At 41.9% G+C, this 19,068-nt stretch carries 18 protein-coding genes, 1 pseudogene and 1 riboswitch; all 19 genes and pseudogenes read right to left on the bottom strand.

Annotation, left to right across the window (positions count from 1 at the left end; all coding sequences use genetic code 11):
- Positions 1–10: 10 nt before the first annotated feature.
- Positions 11–976 carry a quinone oxidoreductase family protein gene (locus ACOT8F_RS01590; RefSeq protein ID WP_421649798.1) on the bottom strand — a complete coding sequence of 322 codons (966 nt, stop codon included), beginning with the start codon at positions 974–976 and terminating at the stop codon, positions 11–13.
- Between the two features lie 267 nt (positions 977–1,243).
- On the bottom strand, positions 1,244–1,735 hold the full coding sequence (locus ACOT8F_RS01585; protein WP_421649797.1) for a precorrin-2 dehydrogenase/sirohydrochlorin ferrochelatase family protein: 492 nt from the start codon (positions 1,733–1,735) through the stop codon (positions 1,244–1,246).
- A complete protein-coding gene (locus ACOT8F_RS01580; protein WP_421649796.1) occupies positions 1,732–2,499 on the bottom strand; it encodes a sirohydrochlorin chelatase in 768 nt (255 codons plus the stop codon). The genes ACOT8F_RS01585 and ACOT8F_RS01580 overlap by 4 nt, the downstream gene beginning before the upstream one ends.
- A 1-nt stretch (position 2,500) precedes the next feature.
- Entirely contained in the window at positions 2,501–3,274 is a 774-nt protein-coding gene (gene cobA / locus ACOT8F_RS01575) for a uroporphyrinogen-III C-methyltransferase (protein ID WP_421649795.1), read from the bottom strand.
- 104 nt (positions 3,275–3,378) lie between these two features.
- Complete coding sequence (gene cysC, locus ACOT8F_RS01570; RefSeq protein ID WP_421649794.1) at positions 3,379–3,990, bottom strand: adenylyl-sulfate kinase; 612 nt, start codon at positions 3,988–3,990, stop codon at positions 3,379–3,381.
- Positions 3,991–4,003: 13 nt separating this feature from the next.
- Positions 4,004–5,143 (bottom strand): sulfate adenylyltransferase, encoded by a 1,140-nt coding sequence (gene sat / locus ACOT8F_RS01565; RefSeq protein ID WP_421649793.1) that lies wholly within the window; start codon positions 5,141–5,143, stop codon positions 4,004–4,006.
- A 114-nt stretch (positions 5,144–5,257) separates the two neighbouring features.
- A complete protein-coding gene (cysP, locus tag ACOT8F_RS01560; protein WP_421650025.1) occupies positions 5,258–6,319 on the bottom strand; it encodes a sulfate permease in 1,062 nt (353 codons plus the stop codon).
- Positions 6,320–6,331: 12 nt separating this feature from the next.
- Entirely contained in the window at positions 6,332–7,033 is a 702-nt protein-coding gene (locus tag ACOT8F_RS01555) for a phosphoadenylyl-sulfate reductase (RefSeq protein WP_421649792.1), read from the bottom strand.
- Between the two features lie 114 nt (positions 7,034–7,147).
- Positions 7,148–7,192: pseudogene (locus ACOT8F_RS01550) on the bottom strand (DUF2292 domain-containing protein); the annotation flags it as partial.
- A gap of 169 nt (positions 7,193–7,361) precedes the next feature.
- Positions 7,362–7,467: riboswitch (SAM riboswitch) on the bottom strand.
- 500 nt (positions 7,468–7,967) lie between these two features.
- Entirely contained in the window at positions 7,968–9,149 is a 1,182-nt protein-coding gene (locus ACOT8F_RS01545; RefSeq protein ID WP_421649791.1) for a two-component system sensor histidine kinase NtrB, read from the bottom strand.
- A 98-nt stretch (positions 9,150–9,247) separates the two neighbouring features.
- Positions 9,248–9,400 carry a hypothetical protein gene (locus ACOT8F_RS01540; protein ID WP_421649790.1) on the bottom strand — a complete coding sequence of 51 codons (153 nt, stop codon included), beginning with the start codon at positions 9,398–9,400 and terminating at the stop codon, positions 9,248–9,250.
- Between the two features lie 115 nt (positions 9,401–9,515).
- Positions 9,516–10,151: an orotate phosphoribosyltransferase gene (gene pyrE / locus ACOT8F_RS01535; protein WP_421649789.1), complete on the bottom strand. Its 636-nt coding sequence runs from the start codon at positions 10,149–10,151 to the stop codon at positions 9,516–9,518.
- On the bottom strand, positions 10,148–10,867 hold the full coding sequence (gene pyrF / locus ACOT8F_RS01530) for an orotidine-5'-phosphate decarboxylase (RefSeq protein WP_421649788.1): 720 nt from the start codon (positions 10,865–10,867) through the stop codon (positions 10,148–10,150). The genes pyrE and pyrF overlap by 4 nt, the downstream gene beginning before the upstream one ends.
- Positions 10,836–11,771 carry a dihydroorotate dehydrogenase gene (locus ACOT8F_RS01525; protein ID WP_421649787.1) on the bottom strand — a complete coding sequence of 312 codons (936 nt, stop codon included), beginning with the start codon at positions 11,769–11,771 and terminating at the stop codon, positions 10,836–10,838. The genes pyrF and ACOT8F_RS01525 overlap by 32 nt, the downstream gene beginning before the upstream one ends.
- Complete coding sequence (locus tag ACOT8F_RS01520) at positions 11,771–12,544, bottom strand: dihydroorotate dehydrogenase electron transfer subunit (protein ID WP_421649786.1); 774 nt, start codon at positions 12,542–12,544, stop codon at positions 11,771–11,773. The genes ACOT8F_RS01525 and ACOT8F_RS01520 overlap by 1 nt, the downstream gene beginning before the upstream one ends.
- Positions 12,541–15,750, bottom strand: coding sequence for a carbamoyl-phosphate synthase large subunit (gene carB, locus ACOT8F_RS01515; protein WP_421649785.1), 3,210 nt, complete (start codon positions 15,748–15,750; stop codon positions 12,541–12,543). Before carB ends, ACOT8F_RS01520 begins: the two co-directional genes overlap by 4 nt.
- A complete protein-coding gene (locus ACOT8F_RS01510; RefSeq protein ID WP_421649784.1) occupies positions 15,747–16,832 on the bottom strand; it encodes a carbamoyl phosphate synthase small subunit in 1,086 nt (361 codons plus the stop codon). Before ACOT8F_RS01510 ends, carB begins: the two co-directional genes overlap by 4 nt.
- Complete coding sequence (pyrC, locus tag ACOT8F_RS01505; RefSeq protein WP_421649783.1) at positions 16,829–18,115, bottom strand: dihydroorotase; 1,287 nt, start codon at positions 18,113–18,115, stop codon at positions 16,829–16,831. The genes ACOT8F_RS01510 and pyrC overlap by 4 nt, the downstream gene beginning before the upstream one ends.
- A complete protein-coding gene (locus ACOT8F_RS01500) occupies positions 18,099–19,019 on the bottom strand; it encodes an aspartate carbamoyltransferase catalytic subunit (RefSeq protein ID WP_421649782.1) in 921 nt (306 codons plus the stop codon). The genes pyrC and ACOT8F_RS01500 overlap by 17 nt, the downstream gene beginning before the upstream one ends.
- Positions 19,020–19,068 lie beyond the last annotated feature (49 nt).

Below are 19,068 nucleotides of genomic sequence, written 5' to 3'. Positions count from 1 at the left end.
ATTTTTGCGCTTATGGTGTCAGCAAAATCTTTCCTGTGCTTTTGCGGCTTTCCAGCAATCGGTGGGCCTCTGCACCGTCCTTAAGCATAAAAACGGCTGGCTCAGCTATTTCTATTTTCCCTTGTTTAATCCATCCGAATAACTCACTTGAACGGGTAAGGCGTTCCTCGCGTGAAGTCAGAACATTCCAAAGGTCACCGCCAGTCAGTGTTTTCGAGGTATCCATCAGCATACGGGGATCAACTAAAGCAGGGTCGCCTCCGGCCATACCGTAAAAGACGACTGTTCCGCCTGTCCTTACTGCAGCAAAGCTATCCGGAAGCGTCACACCGACTGATTCATATGCAGCGTCAAGCCCGCGGCCTTCTGTGAGGCCGGCGATTTTTTCAAGCCATGGCTCGCTGTATAAATAAACTTCATCAGCACCTGCTTTGAGTGCAATTTCCCGTTTAGAGTCAGAGGAAGTTAATCCGATTGCTTTTCCCCCGAGCAGCTTGACGATTTGAAGGAGGATCTGCCCTACTCCCCCAGCTGCGGCGTGAATCAGTACACGGTCACCCTGTTTTACCTGATAACTGTCTTTCGTTAGATAATGGGCTGTTAACCCCTGTAAAAGAACAGAAGCTGCCATTTCATGAGAAATGCCTTCAGGAACAGGAATTGCTTTTTCGTAAGGTACAGCTACAAGTTCCGCATTGGCAAAAGGCACATCAGCAAACGCAATCCTGTCACAAGGCTTGATGTCTTTAATATTAGAGCCGACTTTTTCGGCAACGCCAGAACCTTCATAACCTAATATGTATGGCGGTTCTCCGGACAAATGGTAATTGCCCTTTCTTCTGTAGACATCGGCAAAATTCAAGCCGGCTGCTTTCATGTTAACAAGTATCTCATCAGGTCCAATTTCAGGACTTGGAATTTCTCTGTATTCCAGTACATCTGGTGATCCAAATTGATCAAATACTAGTGCTTTCATGTCACAACCCCATTTTCTTAATATTATTCCTAATAAGCGTAATGAATGGATGGTCAAAATGCAAGAAGATCAATGTGTGGATCTGTGGTTAGTTAGATCGTATTCGCAGTATTTATATTTCCCCTCAGAGGGCAAACTCATTGATTGGAGGACTCCCTTTCTTACGAACGAAAAGGGTATTCTTACTGCCGAGTACCTTTTACATGAGGGTAAATCAAGTTCAATAAAATAAAAATGCCTCCCTGAATCCAAGTTCAGAGAGGCATGTCATTTTCTATTATTTCTTTCGTCCCAAAGCAAATCCAGTTTTTCAGCTAGATCATCATCAAGCAGCTGCATTATTTTATTCCCGAGCTCTTTGGATACCTTAGGACTTGCCCCGCCTGTAGAGATAGAAATCGTGAGCCTGCCCTTTTTTAAAATTTTCGGGACTTGTACGTTTCCTTCAGATGCTTTGCTAACTACGTTCACAAGAGTATGTTTACCGGCTGTTTCGGAAATCCAGCGGTTTACCTCGCTGTCATTAGTCGCTGCGACAATGAGCCGGTAGCCGGAAAGATCTTTTTCCTCTATTTTTCTAGGGAGCCAGGTTAGCCTTTCTTGAGATATCCATTCCTTAATGTCAGAATCGATTTCAGGGCTTACGAGGGTAATAGATGCCTCTTCAGCAAGGAGCAGCTCAAGACGCCTTTTAGCCACGCCTCCACCTCCTGCAATTAAGACAGATTCATTTTTCAGATCAATCAAAAGGGGAATCACTGTCCCGCCTCCTCAAAGGTGAAGAATCCATATTCGCCGTTCAATGCTTCATGTACCCTTTTTGAAAAGGCCTGCCTTACATGATGAGAATAGCCGATATAAGAGCAAAGCATGATATTTTTATCTGTTTTCATTTGTTTGATCTCTTTTTCTATCCCTTTCATTAAAAGGCCAGTGAACAGTAAATAAGGCACCACAAGTATATTGGACTCAGAGACATGGTTCATTTCAGCAAGCTTAGTCTCAAAAGAAGGCTCTGCTGCTGTTAAAAAACACACATCTACAGCAGATAATTCATACCGCTCTTTTAGTAATTCAGCTAAAATCATCATGTCGCGCTTGACATCCGGATCTGAGCTGCCCCTGCCGATTAAAAGCACCCTTGTATCCTGCTTGTCTGTCATGGCATCATTCATTTGTTCATATACGGCATCTGCCATGCTTTCTTGGACACCGATCGGTTTTCCATAGGTAATCGAGATGTCTGGGTATTTCTTATGAAGCTTCGCAATTTCCCGAGGAATATCTTTTTTAGCATGAACAGCTGTAAGCAGAAGCAAAGGAACGACCGCAATTTGAGTCGCTCCTTTTTGGATGCATGTTTCAAAGCCCTCTGCTATGGAAGGTTCTGCAAGTTCTAAAAAACTGATTTCTTGAATCGGAACAGAAATCGTTTTTTGGCATTCTTGTATAAAATCCACTGCTTCGTCCCTTGCCTTTTTGACTCTGCTTCCGTGGCATATATATAAAATGGCTTGTGGCATGTTAAAGGGCCTCGCTTACTGCAGCTGCTGCAAGATCCTCACCAAACCATTTCAGCTGCTTCCGATAATGAACAACCTGCCCAATAATAATCATGCTGGGATTTTTGATTTGGTGCTTGTTTACTTCTTCATGAATCGTTTCAAGCGTCCCAGTTACCGTTTTTTGATCAGAAATTGTCCCCCAATGTATGACTGCAACGGGAGTGTCTGCCTTTTTTCCGTATTGGATCAGTTTCTTCTGAATGTAAGGAAGCTGGCTTACCCCCATATAAATGGCAAGTGTATCGATGCCTTTGGCTAAGCTTTTCCAGCGATCTTCTTCTTCTTGGCCTTCTTTACGGTGGCCTGTAACGAAAGCGACGCTTCCGCTTGCATCCCTGTGTGTGACAGGAATTCCCGCATAGGCTGCAGCTGCTATTCCCGAGGTTACACCAGGCACAATTTCAAAAGGAAGATTATTTTTGACCAGTTCTTCAGCTTCTTCCCCGCCTCTGCCAAAAACAAAAGGATCACCGCCCTTGAGACGGGTCACAACCTTCCCTTTTTTAGCATATCGGACTAGGAAATGGTTTATGGTTTCCTGCTTCATTGTATGATAATCAGGGAGCTTACCGCAGTAGATCAGGTCTGCTCCTTCTTTAGCATGCTCCAATAGCTCTTTGTTAACAAGCCGGTCATATAAGATGACGTCTGCCTCCTGGATACAGCGAAGGGCTTTTATTGTGATAAGTTCAGGGTCACCGGGACCCGCTCCGACAAGATAAACTTTCCCCATGCTTCTCCTCCTAGGTGCACTATTGCCTGATTTCAAATAGATATGATGTTCATTTACTATCTTACCATAGCGGGTCTTTTACTGGTAAACCTGCACTATATAGGTTAAGCATTTTTGCTGATATATTGGTTCTTTTCTAAATAATCCAGCAGATCATCGACACATTCAGAAACTGATTTTTCATCTGTTTCAATCGTGAATTCTGGATTGACAGGTTCTTCATAAGGTGAATCAAGCCCAGTAAAGTTTCGGATCTCTCCGTTGCGGGCCTTTTTATATAATCCCTTGGGATCCCGGTTTTCACACTCTTCAAGCGGACACTTTACATATACCTCTATAAATTCTTTGTCGGCAAGCAAATTTCTTACTTGCTCTCTGTCTTGTTTAAACGGGGAAATAAATGCAGTGACAACGACAGAACCGCTGTCTACAAAGAGCTTTGAAACTTCTCCGATTCTTCGGATGTTTTCCACCCGGTCCTGTTCAGAAAATCCGAGGTCCCCATTCAGTCCCTGCCTGACATTGTCCCCATCAAGAACATAGACTTGTGTATCTCTGTTAAACAGCTCACTTGCCAGCTGATTAGCAATAGTTGATTTTCCGGATCCTGATAATCCAGTGAGCCAGATGACAAAGCTATGATGTCCGTTTTTGCTTCTTCTTTGTTCTTTTGTTACTGCATGATCATGCCATACAGTATTGGATGATTGCGCCAAATATAACCCTCCCTCAGGTTGTTGTTTTTTCTCTCATGCCTTCAATTAAAATTTTGACCACTTCAGGTCTTGAAAACGTTACTGGCGGCACTTCGCCATTGCGAAGCATTTCCCTTACCTTAGTGCCTGACAGAATGACCCTGTGAGAAGCGTCATGCGGACAGGTTTTTGTTGTAGCCATACCTTCACATTTAGTGCAGTAGAAGCTGTGTTCAAATAATAACGGGTGAATGCCGATTTCTTCTTTTGTGAAGTTCTGAAAGATTTTCTGAGCGTCATATGTTCCATAATAGTCACCAACACCGGCATGGTCGCGCCCGACAATGAAATGAGTGCAGCCGTAATTTTTTCTGACAATTGCATGAAAGATTGCTTCACGCGGGCCTGCATAGCGCATTGCAGCAGGAAAAACACCAAGGAACACACGATTTTCAGGATAGTAGTCCTTCAATAGCACTTCATAGCTTTTCATGCGGATTTCAGCCGAAATATCATCCGATTTTGTTTCACCTACAAGCGGATTTAAAAATAACCCGTCTACTGTTTCCAAGGCTGCTTTTTGGATGTATTCATGTGCTCTGTGAACAGGATTTCTTGTTTGGAAACCAACAATTGTTTCCCATCCCTTTACTTTGAAGTGATCCCTTGTCTCAAGCGGAGTAAAGGTATACTTCTCATGTTCAGGTGCTTTCCTTTTCGTCAGGACGATTTCTCCTCCTATGTAAACGTCTCCCCGCGAGAACATCTTTTGGACGCCTGGATGAGCAGAATCATCTGTTAAATAAACTTTTCTTGCTTCTTTATTTTTATCAGGAGTAAACTTGTCAGCTACAGTTAACACCCCGTATGTATCACCTTGATACTCAAGACGGACTTTTTCTCCGATCTCAAGCTTCTCTGCCTCTTCTTTACTAACTGGAAGAGTAACAGGGATTGACCAAACCGTACCGTCTGCCAGTCTCATTTCTTCTACAACTCTTGAATAATCTTTTTTTGTAAGAAATCCTGTAAGCGGGCTGTACCCTCCAATTCCAATCAATTCAAGATCGCATAAAGCGGTCATATCAATTTCTATTTTTGAATGAACCTCGTGGACTGGATACTCTAAATCAACTTGGTTTACTAATTTGCCGCCATGCGGTTTTAAACTCATGAATAATCCCTCCTGATTAATTACAGGCTGTTTTCAGACCTTTTATGAAAACAGCCTGTTTTTAAAAGATAGAATTTAACCATATGAATCTGATCATTTGTGAATCTTAGAAGCTTAAATGCCTCCGCCTGATTCGTGAATAGCCCGTTTTTCTTTTTTAACGGTATTTGTCAAAGAAAGGATGCCTATTGTAGCCACCACAACCAAAACTGCAAAAAAACTGGAGTAAAAATCATTCTGGATAAACAGCTTCACCAGCATATAAGAAATTGTAAGCGAAACAAGCGGTGAAACGATCCATACCTTGACAATGCGTTTCACAATATTTTTTTGAAACACCATTTTTCCATTTTTTGCAGCCCCTGATGCCATAATAGCAGTGGAAGTTACTTGGGTCAGAGGGACTGGCAGTCCAAAAATAGAACTCACTATAACAAGAAGAGCTCCTGTTCCCGAAATAACAATTCCTTCTGAGTTAGACAGCTTCGTTATTTTCTTGCCATTTGTCTCAAGCACCCGTCCTCCAAGGAATATAGCTCCCAGCCCGACGAAAAGAGCTCCAATCCAAATGCCCTGGTCTGCAGATAGAATATTGGCAGCTACAAGAGGTCCAACTGCATTCGCTACGTTGTTCATACCAGCTGAGAATGCTTCAAAGAACCCAGCAATAATCAGAAGAATGCTCATTATACCGCCGAAGGCTGCTCCTCTCTTCCCTGCTATTTTGTGAAGCAGCTTGCACAGCCAGTAAGTGATCAAAAAGGCCACAAACGGAATGATAATCCAGAAGGATACAATCACAAAAATGGATTTGATGTAAAGGACATGAAAGGCAACCCCGACCCCTACAACGGCTCCAACCGTTACTTCGCTTGTAGAAAGCGGAATAGCCATAATGTTAGCTAAAAATAAAGAAAGAGCTGCTGAACTGATAATGATTATGACAATATTTACAGTGATCAGGTCCTTGGGAACGATTCCTGAACTGATCGTTTTAACTACTTCGCCTCCGCCTATCACAGCGCCAGTGATAACCCCCGCAGCACAGAGCAAAAGAGCTATGATTCTATTTTTGATAACACCTGCTCCATAGGCAACTCCCATTGAAGCAGCTGCCCCGCTCGCTCCGATATTCAGTGCAAAGAACAGGCTGATGATAATTGCGATGGACGCCATCATAATGTTCCCTTACCCATGAAGCCCGCATTCTGTTTTCTGAGATCCGGTCCATCTTCCTGCACGGAGGTCTTCTTCATTAAATGCTGGCTGTGTGCAAGGCTCGCATCCGATGCTTGGAAAGCCTCTGTCATGGAGGACATTGTATTTAAGATTGTTTTTATGGGCATAGCGCCATACATCCTTCCATGTCCAATGAATAAGCGGACAAATTTTTATATTTGCAAATTTTTCATCTTTGTTCAAAAACTGAACATTTTTGCGGGAAGTAGACTGTTCCTGCCGAAGACCAGAAATCCAAGCCTTTTTTGTTGTCAGTTCAGAATGCAGCGGAATGACCTTCCGTATTTTGCAGCAAAGGTTAGGATTGGTCTCCCAAAGCTTTTCTCCATGCTTTTCTGCCTGTTCTTCTAAAGTTAAATCAGGTTTTTTCATTTTGATATTTAAAGATGGATAGTCTTTTTTCACATCCTCTATCAGTTTATAAGTCTCTTTAAAATGGACATCGGTATCCAGAAAAATGATTTCAGCATCTGGCTTCACCTGTGCAATCAGATCAATCAATACAATTCCTTCGATTCCGAAACTGCATGCATACACAAGGTCCTCTCCGTATGTCTCATAAGCCCAGCGTAAAACATTTAATGCTTCCGTTTTGACATCCTGATCCTCGAATTGAGCATCCGGTTCTATCCAATTTTGGTAAGTGAGCATGATTATTCCTCCATACAAAATAGATGGTCTTTGCTTCCCAGTTGAAAGGCCGGGACCGCCTTAAGTTTGTCTAGTCAGCAATCTGTATCCGCAATTTGTTTCGTTTAAGCACCGTCATTTCAGGCGGACTTTTTCATTTTTTTCAAGCTGAATCACTTTTCAAATCCTGGATCACCAAGGTAATGGATATTTCATCGCATTGAGCATATCCCTTATTTTGCCAATCAATCCATGGATTTGGTCTTGTTCCCCCACTCTAAGATGTCCCTCCTTTATAAATGTAAAAAAATCCTTCCACTTCGGAAAGACTAGTGAGGTAATACCTATTACCTTATCTTCCAAAATGGTTTCCATTTTGCTGGAGTTAGCACCTTACATTTCTGCAGGTTGCCGGGCTTCACAGGGCCAGTTCCCTTCGCCGCTCTTGATAAGTAGTTCATCAACTATCATGTTTTTAAATTTTAGCATAATTCAGGTAATAGTCAACCCGAGTTAACTGATTGGATTAATATTTTTTAAATAATCATTCAAAATACCTATATTTTCACCAAATGAATTATCAATAAAATGGGTTTTGCATAAAAATATAGATAACAAATTACGAAGGAAGGGAATCATTTGAAGGAAACCTTTTACTCTTCAGTTAAAGACACTTTGTTATCTAAAAACTCTGATTATACTAAGAAGATCACGGAAAGGGATAAAAAAAAGATAAAAGCTAAAAGCCACTTTGAAAAAATAAAAGAAACACTGCATGCCAAGAATGAATCAAGCGCTAAAATGTACTGTCATTTAAAGGACCAAAAACAGGCTTCCCATTTAATGAAAAAAGAGCTTCACGCACTTAAACATAACCTGAAATTGAACAATAAAAATAGCTTTTTCTGAATACAAAAAAGCCCGTCCTGAATTGGACAAGGCAGAAGGATAACTTTTATTCACTGTAAATGGGAAATACAAGAGTGAAGACAGTTCCATTGGTACTGCTTTTAACTTTCATACTTCCCTTATGGTTTTCAATAATTTTTCTTGATAAAGATAACCCAAGGCCTGTACCTTCATCTTTCGTTGTAAAAAACGGATCAAAAATGTGAGGCAGCATTTCGTTGGGGATGCCTCTTCCATTGTCAGAAAAAGAAAAACTGATCTTATGGTTTTCCCTCTTAACAGAAAGATTGATTTCTAAAGGGATGTCTTTTCTTGCCTGAATGGAATTTCTCATCAGATTTATGAATACTTGAAGAAGCTCTTCCTTGTTTCCCTTGATGATGCAGTCTTCAGCTTCTTTTTCAATATGGTAATGGATCAAAGCGTTATGGAGGTGTGCTTCGCTGTTTAAAAAGTTTCCGATAAAATTGATAAGAAACCCGCTTACAGGCAAAAGTTCAGTTGCTGTCTCAGCTGGTTTAGCAACAGCGAGAAAATCGCTGATAATTTTATTAGCCCGGTCTATTTCCGGCAGTAAAAGAGTTTCTAATATAGCAGCATATTCAGGTTGAATCTGATCTTTTAAAATTTGAAGAAAGCCTTTGACGGTTGTAAGAGGATTTCTGATTTCATGAGCAATACCTGCAGCTATTCTTCCTGATAAGGCATCCTTTTCAGCATCCCGAAAGCTATTTAAAAATTGAAAATAGCCGAGCACTCTAAAAATATCTCCTTTTTCATTCCGAAAAATACTGGTTGAATTAATGCCATAATTTCTGTCCAGAACTTCCTTTCTTTTAATGGGCCGGCCAGTATGTAACGTTTTTAGCAGCATAATCTGATCATCAGGTATTTTCAGCAATTCTCTTATATGCCTTCCGATCATATCCTTCGGATCAACATGAAAATCTTTTGCAGTCTGGGCATTCATGAACGTTATAATGCCTTCAGAGTTGATCATTACAAGATGATTTGGCGAAAGATCCATGAATGGCGAGAAAAATGGTTCCGCTAAAAGGAATTGCCATTCTGAAATATGATAAATGCTGTCTTTTTCATTTTCAGCAATCCTTAGTTTATCAATAGGTAAATGACTTGTTCCATTATGATATAAAGATAATAAGTGCTCCCGCAGCATAAGATTTTCTTTTTTCAGAGATTCAAGTTTCTGTTCAAAATTGTCTTTCATGGAATTACCTCATTTGGATATTTCTAAAAATTTTTGCTATTAAACTATATTACAATTTCTTTCTTTTTACAATGCAAACATTCATTAAATTCCTTGTTTTACAATAGGATTACTTCATTACCAATAAAATCCGGTTCTTCCTTTTGATAAACAAATATACTGGTCAGGCAATTGGCTTTCATCTGTTCTAGGTTCTCACTGCCGTTTGCACCAGCAATTTTTGGCGTTTTCCGAATAAACTGCTTCATCATCCTTCAGCACCGTTTAAAACTATTTTATTATATATATACAAAATACATCTAATATTTTTTTAATCCATTAAAAAGAGCCGGTGATGCACCGGTTCTTTCATTTTAATCTCAATAATCATCCGTTTTCCTGCCAGGCAAGTGTTTCTGGATTTTCGCGCCACTTTTTTAGCTTTTCGAGTTCTTCCGCATTAATGTAACCTTGTTCTTTAGCCGTTTCAATAAGGGTAGTGTAGTCTGTTAAAACAGCTTCCTCAAGCTTTGCCTCCCTGAACATTTGAATCGATTTTTCCAGTTCATAACTGAAAATAGCGATTACTCCAAGAACCTCTGCTCCTGCATTCATTAGGGCCTCTGCCGCTTTTATAGAGCTTCCGCCGGTTGAGATAAGATCCTCAATAACGACTGTTTTTTGTCCGGTGGCGACTTTCCCTTCAATTTGGTTTCCTTTCCCATGTTCCTTCGCCTTTCCTCTTACATAGCACATCGGGAGATTCAGCAGATCGCTCACCCATGCAGCATGGGGGATGCCGGCTGTTGCCGTCCCTGCAATCAGTTCTGCTTCAGGATATTTCTCCATAATTTTGTTTGCCATTTCCTCGGCAATCATTTTTCGTATTTCCGGATAGGAAAGGGTCAGCCTGTTGTCGCAATATATAGGAGAGGCGATTCCGCTTGACCAAATAAATGGTTCATCTGGTCTCAAGAAGACTGCCTCTATTCTCAATAATTCCTCGGCTAGCTTTTTTTTCATACCGTAATGCCCTCCCATTGATTTTTCATCTGTTTATAGGCTTCAAGCGGATCCGCTGATTTGGTGATACTTCTGCCTACCACTATTGCTGAAACATTTTTCCTCCTGGCTGTTTCTGGATCAGCCACCCGAATTTGGTCATTTAAGGTATCATCTTTCTGCCTGATCCCAGGTGTTACAGTTAGAAAAGAGGAGCTTGACCTGCGATAAATACCATCAGCTTCATGCACGGAACAAACGACTCCATTCATTCCGCTTTCTTCCGCTAATCGGGCATATTGCAGCACAGTCTGTTCCATCGTCTTTTCAATGAGAAGCTCATTTTTCAGCTGTGAAGGTGAGGTACTTGTTAGTTGAGTCACAGCTATACAAAGCGGACGGTCTGAACCTGAACAGGTTCCAGCGTCCAGTCCTTCAATAGCTGCTTCCATCATTCTTTTTCCTCCTGCAGCATGAACATTTACCATGTCCGGCGAAAAGCCGGCGAGGCGCCTCATTGCCTGCATGACAGTATTCGGGATGTCATGCAGTTTTAGATCAAGGAACAAACGATGCCCTTTTTCTTTTAATTCATAAAGGATAGAAGGACCTTCCTGATAAAACAGTTCCAAACCGACTTTTATGTAAAGGGATTCAGGTCCCATTTTATTAAGAAATTCCATCGTTTCTTTTTTATTTGGAAAATCAAGAGCGATAATAAACGGCTTCTCGATCATTTCTGTGGCTCCTTCCTATGCATTCTGAAATATGGCTGAATCCATGTCTTTCAAGCAGCTCAGGAAGCGCCTTAATGATTTCCGGGCATACAAACGGATTAGCGAAATTGGCTGTACCCACTGCCACTGCGCTTGCTCCAGCATAAAAGTATTCAAGAACATCCTCTGCTGTCTGAATTCCTCCCATCCCGATAATCGGGATATTGACTGCTTTTTTCACCTCATAGATCATTCGGATCGCCACGGGTTTAATAGCTGGACCGGAAAGACCCCCTGTTTTATTGGCAAGAACCGGTTTTCCGGTTTTAAGATCTAATCTCATGCCAAGAAGTGTGTTAATCATAGTCAGGCCATCTGCACCTGCCATTTCAATCGCCTTCGCTATGGGAACGATACTTGATACGTTTGGCGAAAGCTTAACGTAAACGGGGACTTCTGAAACCTCTTTTACCGTCTTCGTCAGTTTTGCCGCAATAACTGGATCTGTTCCAAAAGCAATTCCTCCTGTTTTGACATTGGGGCATGAGATATTCAGCTCAATGGCATAGACATTCGGTACTTTCGAAATGGCCTTTGCTACTTCTGCATATTCCTCAATCGTTGATCCTGCAACATTGGCTATAATCGGAACATTGTATTCGGCAAGGCGCGGCAATTCTGTTTCAATCACTGCCTCAAGTCCAGGATTTTGCAGGCCAATGGCATTAAGCATTCCTGCAGGTGTTTCCGCTACTCTCGGCGTTTCGTTGCCAAATCTGGGGCTTTCTGTAGTTGCTTTAATCATAATAGCGCCAAGCTCTTCGAGAGAATAGAGATTCGCGAATTCTTTTCCGAATCCAAAGCAGCCTGAGGCTGGCATTACCGGATTTTTTAAATTAAGGCCTGGAAGCATTATATCGAGCATCAGATGACCACCTCTTTTGCATGAAATACTGGTCCGTCCGAGCAAACCTTTACATACCCTTCAGGACTATCGGGAATGTGGCAAACACAGGCGAAACATGCTCCAATTCCGCAGCCCATCCTCTCTTCAAGCGACAAGTAAACCTCTTTATGATTGAACTTTTCTTTCAGTGCCCTGAGCATCGAAGAAGGACCGCAAGCGAAAAGAACATCAAATTCAAGCTGTCTAGCCTCAATGACATCTGTTACGAATCCTTTTATGCCAGTTGATCCATCAGCGGTGGCCAGATAAGTCTCGCCTGCTGCCTTGAAGTTTTCCTCGTAAAAACTGGCGGATTCCGTTTGAAAACCAAGTACATGGATCGGGTTTGCACCGTATTTCTTTAGCTGCAGTGACAGCTCATAAAGAGGAGGTACACCGATGCCCCCTCCAGTAAGCAGCACCTGTTTGCCATTATATTCAGAACCAACCTTAAACCCATTGCCAAGAGGTCCCAGCACATCGATAAGCTGGCCTTTTGTTTTTTGGGATAACAAAGCCGTTCCTTCCCCTTCTTTCCTGTAGATCAGCACCATTTCATTTTCCAGTTTATCTGCTTTTGCAATGCTAATTGGTCTTCTTAAAAGCGGTGCATAGCCATCAGAAACCTTCACATGTACAAACTGGCCAGGATTGGTAATGTTTGATACCAGTTCACCCCTGAGACGCAGCTCATAAATATTCAGTGCAATTTCGGAATGAGAAACAACGAGCATTTTTTCATTTATAATCATGCGAGGCTCACCTCTTGGAGCTCTTCCTCTTTTGGCATCGGTTCGCTTGAAAAATTCATAGATTCAAGGACTCTGACGATGGCTTTAGCTGTATCTAGTGAAGTCAGACATGGTACACCGTTCTCAACTGATTCCCTCCTGATTCTGAATCCATCCCGTTCAGGCTGCTTCCCTTTTGTTAATGTATTAATAACAAATTGAGCTTCCCCATTTCGAATAACATCTAACAAATCGGGCTCTTCCCCTATTTTATTTACAAGCCTCGATGGAACACCATTTGCATGCAAGTAGTCTGCCGTTCCGCTTGTAGCAATGATTTGATAGCCGATCTGGTGAAAACGCCTTGCCAGTTCAGCACCTTCTTCTTTGTCTTTATCAGCGACCGTCAATAAAACAGCACCATGATTTTGAATGTGTATTCCGGAAGCGACAAGACCCTTATACAGTGCTTTTTCAAGAGTCCAATCTTTCCCCATTACTTCACCTGTCGATTTCATCTCAGGCCCGAGTGTAATATCGACATTTCTAAGCTTGGCGAAAGAGAATACCGGTACTTTAACAAAAACTCCTGGTTTTTCTGACAGTAATCCGCTGCTGTATCCGAGGCTTTGAAGGGAATTGCCCAAGATCGCTTTCGTTGCAATATTGGCCATTGGCACTCCAGTAATTTTGCTCAGGAAAGGAACTGTTCTGCTTGAACGCGGATTCACTTCCAGTACGTGAACGTCATCACCTGAAACAACAAATTGTATATTCAAAAGCCCGATGATGTTTAGTCCCTTCGCCAGTTTCATTGTGTAGTCTATGATTTTCTGCTTCACAGCTTGAGAAAGAGATTGAGGAGGATAAACAGCAATTGAGTCGCCTGAATGCACACCAGCCCGTTCAATATGCTCCATAATTCCTGGAATCAGAACCGTTTCTCCATCTGAAACGGCATCTACTTCTACTTCTTTTCCAGTCAGATATTTATCGATCAGAACTGGGTGGTCAGGATTGATTCGGACAGCATTTTCCATGTAGTGGAGCAGCTCTCTTTCCTGATAAACAATCTCCATCGCTCTTCCCCCGAGCACATAAGAAGGGCGAACTAATACAGGATACCCGATTTCAGCTGCAATAACGGTTGCCTCAGCAGCAGAAAAGGCAGTCTTGCCGAGCGGCTGAGGAATGGAAAGCCCCCGCAATGTTTGCTCAAATTTATCCCGATTTTCAGCCATGTCCATATTTTCCAAGCTTGTGCCAAGAATCTTCACACCTCGGGCTTTTAGCTCTGCTGCAAGATTGATAGCTGTTTGTCCTCCGAACTGGACAATGACCCCAGCAGGATTCTCAAGATCGATCACATGCATCACATCTTCAATCGTCAATGGCTCAAAGTATAGTTTATCTGAGATGCTGAAGTCCGTCGAAACCGTCTCAGGATTGTTATTCATAATGATCGCTTCGCAGCCTGCTTCTTTTATCGCCCATACGGAATGGACAGTCGCATAATCGAATTCTATCCCCTGACCGATCCTGATAGGTCCTGATCCAAGAACAAGCACACTTGTCCTATTTGAAACTTTTGATTCGTTTTCTTCTTCATATGTGCCGTAAAAATACGGTGTTTCTGATTCAAATTCTGCTGCACATGTATCAACCATTTTATATACGGGCATAAGTCCTGAATTTTTTCGGAATTCATATACTTCCCTTTCATTACAATTCCAAAGGACTGACACAGCTGCATCCGAAAACCCGAGCTTTTTAGCTTTTTTCAGGCAATCCAGATCGAAGGAATTGTTCTTTAATTCTTTTTCAAACTGAACGATTTTTTCTATTCCCTGAAGATAATAAGGATCAATTTGGCTCCAGCTGTGCAGTTCGATTACAGATACACCTCTTCTTATCGCTTCTGCAATATACAAAAGCCTTTCATCACCCGCTTTGCAGATTCTTTTTTTGATATGTTCAAAACTCATTTGATCCGCATTTTTGAGTTCAAGGTGCATAACATCTGATTCAAGTGAACGGACAGCCTTCAGCAGGGCTTCTTCAAACGTTCTTCCGATTGCCATTACTTCACCTGTTGCCTTCATCTGAGTTCCTAGTCTTCGGTTGGCAGATTCAAATTTATCAAATGGAAAGCGCGGAATCTTCGTGATTACATAATCAAGTGCCGGTTCAAAGCAGGCATAGGTTTTTCCTGTTACTGGATTTTTCATTTCATCAAGAGTCAGTCCGACAGCAATTTTAGCCGCAAGCTTTGCAATAGGATATCCAGTTGCTTTTGATGCAAGGGCAGAAGAACGGCTTACCCTGGGATTTACTTCAATGATGTAATACTGAAAGCTTTCTGGATCAAGTGCGAGCTGGACATTACATCCTCCTTCAATCTCAAGAGCCCGGATAATTTTTAATGAAACATTTCTTAAAAGCTGGTATTCTCTGTCGCTAAGTGTTTGGGAAGGGGCTGTTACAATCGAGTCCCCGGTGTGTATGCCCACAGGATCTATATTTTCCATATTGCAGACCACTATGGCATTATCGTTTTTGTCGCGCATCACTTCATATTCGATTTCTTTAAAGCCTGCTATGCTTCTTTCAAGCAGACATTGATGAACTGGACTATTTTTTAACCCGTTTTCCACAATTTCCAGGAGCTCACTTTCATCATTGCAGATTCCGCCGCCAGTTCCGCCTAAAGTATAGGCTGGCCGAACAATAACCGGGTAGCCGATTTTTTCTGCAAAGAGAAGAGCTTCACTGACAGAACGGACAATTTCACTATCCGGAACTGGCTCGTTCAGTTCATACATCAAATTTCTGAATAAATCACGATCTTCTGCTTTTTGAATGGCAGAAAGCTTTGTTCCTAAAATCTCCACTCCGCATTCTTCCAGTACACCTGATTCAGAAAGCTCAACAGCCAGGTTCAAGCCAGTCTGGCCTCCTAGCGTAGCAAGCATAGCGTCAGGCCGTTCCTTGCGGATAATCGTTGATAGAAATTCAACTGTCAGCGGTTCGAGATAAACTTTATCTGCAATTTTTGTATCTGTCATGATTGTTGCCGGGTTTGAATTAACAAGTATTACTTCAAAGCCTTCTTCTTTAAGAGCCAAACAAGCTTGGGTTCCCGCATAATCAAATTCAGCTGCCTGTCCAATAATAATCGGGCCGGAACCTATTACAAGAATTTTCTTGATATCTGTTCGTTTTGTCATAAGACAACTCCCTCTCTGGTGTTGTTTTCAATCATTTCAAGAAATTGATCAAATAAAGAATTGGCATCTTCTGGTCCTGGAGATGCTTCAGGATGATACTGCACAGTAAATGCAGGATAATCGAGGTGTTTTAATCCTTCGATTGTGCCATCGTTTAGTGCCAAATGTGTCACTTTAAGCCTTGTCCCTTTCAGGGAATCCTCTTTAACCGTATAACCATGATTTTGTGAAGTAATGGCTACCTTTTGGGAAGCAAGATCCTTAACAGGATGGTTTGCTCCTCTGTGGCCGAATTTCATTTTTTTTGTGTCAGCACCTGATGCAAGGGCAAACAGCTGATGCCCGAGACAAATGCCGAACAGCGGAACCTTGCCTAAAAGATCTTGGATCATTGCGAGGGCATGCGGCACATCTTTTGGATCCCCAGGTCCGTTAGAAAGCATAATTCCATCAGGGCTGAGAGAAAGAATCTCTTTCGCAGAGGTATTGTGAGGGACTACTACAACATCGCACTGCCTTTTATTTAACTCCCTGAGAATTCCGTGCTTCATACCATAATCGACCAGAACAACCCTATGGCCTCTTCCCGGACTTGCATAAGCTGTTTTAGTTGAAACCGTTTCTACCTGATTAACAATATGCTTTGTACTTCTTACAGCTGCAAGAGCGTCTTCTCTCTTCTCAATGGAACAAATCATTCCTTTAAGGGTTCCATGGCTGCGGATGATCCTTGTCAGTTTCCTTGTATCAATTCCTGAAATTCCAGGGATCTTTTTTTCTTTGAAATACTCGTTTAGAGATTTTTCATTTCTCCAGTTTGAAGGTTGTTGACATAATTCTTTTACAATCAACCCGTTAATAAATGGGCGGATTGTTTCAAAATCGTCTCGGTTAATTCCGTAATTGCCAATTAAAGGGTAGGTAAGCATGACAATCTGGCCGCAGTAAGACGGGTCTGACAATATTTCCTGATAACCTGTCATCCCAGTGTGAAAAACTACCTCACCGGTGATATCCTGTGTACTTCCAAAGCCTTCACCTTCAAAAATAGTTCCATCTTCTAATACAAGCAGTCTTTTCATGCCAGAACATTCCCTTCTTCAAAAACAATTTTGCCGTTATGTATGGTTAAAACTGGCCAGCCTTTACAGCTCCATTGATCGAAAGGTGTATTATGACCTTTAGATACAAAGGCTGATTTATCAATTTTTCTTTCCATATGCAAATCGATCAGGACGATGTCAGCTAAAGCTCCCTCCTCCAATTTTCCATAAGGAAGCTGAAAGCTTTTGGATGGGGCTTCCGTTAATAAATAAAGAAGCTGATTCAATGTCATAATTTCTTTTTCAACCAAATGAGTATAAAGGAGCGGGAAGGCTGTTTCTAATCCAACAATACCAAATGGTGAAAGCTCCATTCCCTGGCCTTTTTCATCCTCTGTGTGAGGCGCATGATCCGTTGCGATAAAGTCAATGGTTCCATCTAAGAGTCCTTCTATCAAAGCATCACGGTCTTCCCCGCTTCTGAGTGGCGGGTTCATTTTATAGTTTGGATCCAGCCCAGGGATGTCTTCATCACTCAATAAAAGGTGGTGCGGCGTTACTTCTGCCGTAACTTTTATTCCAGCTTTTTTTGCATCTCTTACAACCCGCACAGACTCTTTTGTGCTGATATGACAAACATGATAATGGCATCCTGCTGCTTCAGCCAGCAGTACATCTCTTGCAATTTGAACTGATTCACAAATGGAAGGTATGCCTCTTAGCTGATGCTTTTCTGAAAACTCGCCTTTATGAACTGCTCCTTTATAAATAAGCGTGTTGTCTTCGCAATGGGCTACAATCGCCATGTCTAACTTAGCTGCAGACTGCATGGCTTCATACATCATGGCAGCTGATTGAACGCCAACACCATCATCTGTAAAAGCAAAAGCGCCTGCCGCTTTTAATTCTTGAAAGTTTGTCAGTTCTTTACCCGTTTGTCTGACTGTTATAGACGCATAGGGAAGAACGTTAATACTGGCTTTTTCTTTGATTCTCTCCTGAAGCCACTCAAGCTGTTCTTTCGTGTCCGGAACTGGCCTTGTATTCGGCATGGCCGCTATTGTTGTAAAACCGCCTTTTGCAGCAGCCAGTGAACCAGTTTCAATTGTCTCTTTGTGCTCGCCTCCAGGTTCCCTTAAATGCACATGGAGATCAACAAACCCAGGTGCAGCCAGACAACCATTCATATCAATCGTTTCTGCACCGATTTCGCCTATTTCTTCCGCGATTTTTGCAATTCTGTTATTTTCGATAAATATATCTGCTTTTTGCTGCTTACCCTCTTCATTTAAAATAAATATATTTTTAAGAACATAAGACATGATTTTTTTCTCCTTCCCATTTCTCAGCTTCAAGAGAATGCTTTAGCACAGCCATTCTTACAAATACACCATTTTCCATTTGCTTAAAAATTCTGGATCGTTCACACTCTACAAGCCCGCTTGCAATCTCAACATTCCGGTTGAAAGGAGCAGGATGCATAATGATCGCGGAATCCTTCATTCTTTTCTCCCTTGCAGCCGTTAAGCCGAATCTCTCAAGATAGGCACTGTTTACTTCTTTTTTCTCAAGATGACGCTCGTGCTGGATTCGAAGAAGCATAACAATGTCAGAGTTTTCAATGGCGTCATCTACCTCTGTATACGTTCCATAGCTGTTTCCTGGGTCTGCCCATTCTTCTGGACCGCTGAAAAGAACCGTTGCTCCAAGCCTGCTAAGAATCTCGGCGTTCGAGCGTGCTACCCGGCTGTGACGGATGTCTCCATGAATTGAAATGGTTAAACCCTCAAAGCACCCGAATTCTTCCTTAATGGTCATTAGATCAAGCAGTGATTGAGTTGGATGATGGCCGCATCCGTCTCCGGCATTTATGATGGAAAGATTGACTTTTCCTACAAGTTCCTGAAAATAGCTATCATCCGGATGCCGGATCACACATGCACGCGCTCCAATGGCTTCAAGGGTTTTTACTGTATCGTAAAGAGATTCTCCTTTTTGAATGCTTGACCCCTCATGCTCAAAGTTCAGAACTTCTAGTCCGAGCCTTTTTTCTGCTACTTCAAAGCTAAGCCTAGTTCTGGTGCTTGGTTCAAAGAACAGATTGGCTACAAAAATCGGCTCTTGCTTTTTAAAGAATTTCATACCGCTTTTAAAATTTTCGGCATCCTCCAAAATTCCATGGATTTCTTCCGCAGTTAGTTCATTCATTGCGAGCAGATGTTTCATTTCCAATCCCTTCCTTTCGTAAACGTTTTTATCATGTACTTTTTGTTTG

The sequence above is a fragment of the Chryseobacillus diguaensis genome, from assembly GCF_049220665.1.
Taxonomy (GTDB): Bacteria; Bacillota; Bacilli; order Bacillales; family Bacillaceae; genus Metabacillus_B.
The sequence above is the reverse complement of the archived record's forward strand: the minus strand, read 5'-3'. Positions and strand labels throughout refer to the sequence as shown.

Bases quoted from the DNA above. Each gene is read 5' to 3' on its own strand.
- ACOT8F_RS01590 (WP_421649798.1), bottom strand. From the start codon at position 976: ATGAAAGCACTAGTATTTGATCAATTTGGATCACCAGATGTACTGGAA.
- ACOT8F_RS01580 (WP_421649796.1), bottom strand. From the start codon at position 2,499: ATGCCACAAGCCATTTTATATATATGCCACGGAAGCAGAGTCAAAAAG.
- cobA (WP_421649795.1), bottom strand. From the start codon at position 3,274: ATGGGGAAAGTTTATCTTGTCGGAGCGGGTCCCGGTGACCCTGAACTT.
- sat (WP_421649793.1), bottom strand. From the start codon at position 5,143: ATGAGTTTAAAACCGCATGGCGGCAAATTAGTAAACCAAGTTGATTTA.
- cysP (WP_421650025.1), bottom strand. From the start codon at position 6,319: ATGGCGTCCATCGCAATTATCATCAGCCTGTTCTTTGCACTGAATATC.
- ACOT8F_RS01555 (WP_421649792.1), bottom strand. From the start codon at position 7,033: ATGCTCACTTACCAAAATTGGATAGAACCGGATGCTCAATTCGAGGAT.
- ACOT8F_RS01545 (WP_421649791.1), bottom strand. From the start codon at position 9,149: ATGAAAGACAATTTTGAACAGAAACTTGAATCTCTGAAAAAAGAAAAT.
- ACOT8F_RS01540 (WP_421649790.1), bottom strand. From the start codon at position 9,400: ATGATGAAGCAGTTTATTCGGAAAACGCCAAAAATTGCTGGTGCAAAC.
- pyrE (WP_421649789.1), bottom strand. From the start codon at position 10,151: ATGAAAAAAAAGCTAGCCGAGGAATTATTGAGAATAGAGGCAGTCTTC.
- pyrF (WP_421649788.1), bottom strand. From the start codon at position 10,867: ATGATCGAGAAGCCGTTTATTATCGCTCTTGATTTTCCAAATAAAAAA.
- ACOT8F_RS01525 (WP_421649787.1), bottom strand. From the start codon at position 11,771: ATGCTCGATATAATGCTTCCAGGCCTTAATTTAAAAAATCCGGTAATG.
- ACOT8F_RS01520 (WP_421649786.1), bottom strand. From the start codon at position 12,544: ATGATTATAAATGAAAAAATGCTCGTTGTTTCTCATTCCGAAATTGCA.
- carB (WP_421649785.1), bottom strand. From the start codon at position 15,750: ATGACAAAACGAACAGATATCAAGAAAATTCTTGTAATAGGTTCCGGC.
- ACOT8F_RS01510 (WP_421649784.1), bottom strand. From the start codon at position 16,832: ATGAAAAGACTGCTTGTATTAGAAGATGGAACTATTTTTGAAGGTGAA.
- pyrC (WP_421649783.1), bottom strand. From the start codon at position 18,115: ATGTCTTATGTTCTTAAAAATATATTTATTTTAAATGAAGAGGGTAAG.
- ACOT8F_RS01500 (WP_421649782.1), bottom strand. From the start codon at position 19,019: ATGAAACATCTGCTCGCAATGAATGAACTAACTGCGGAAGAAATCCAT.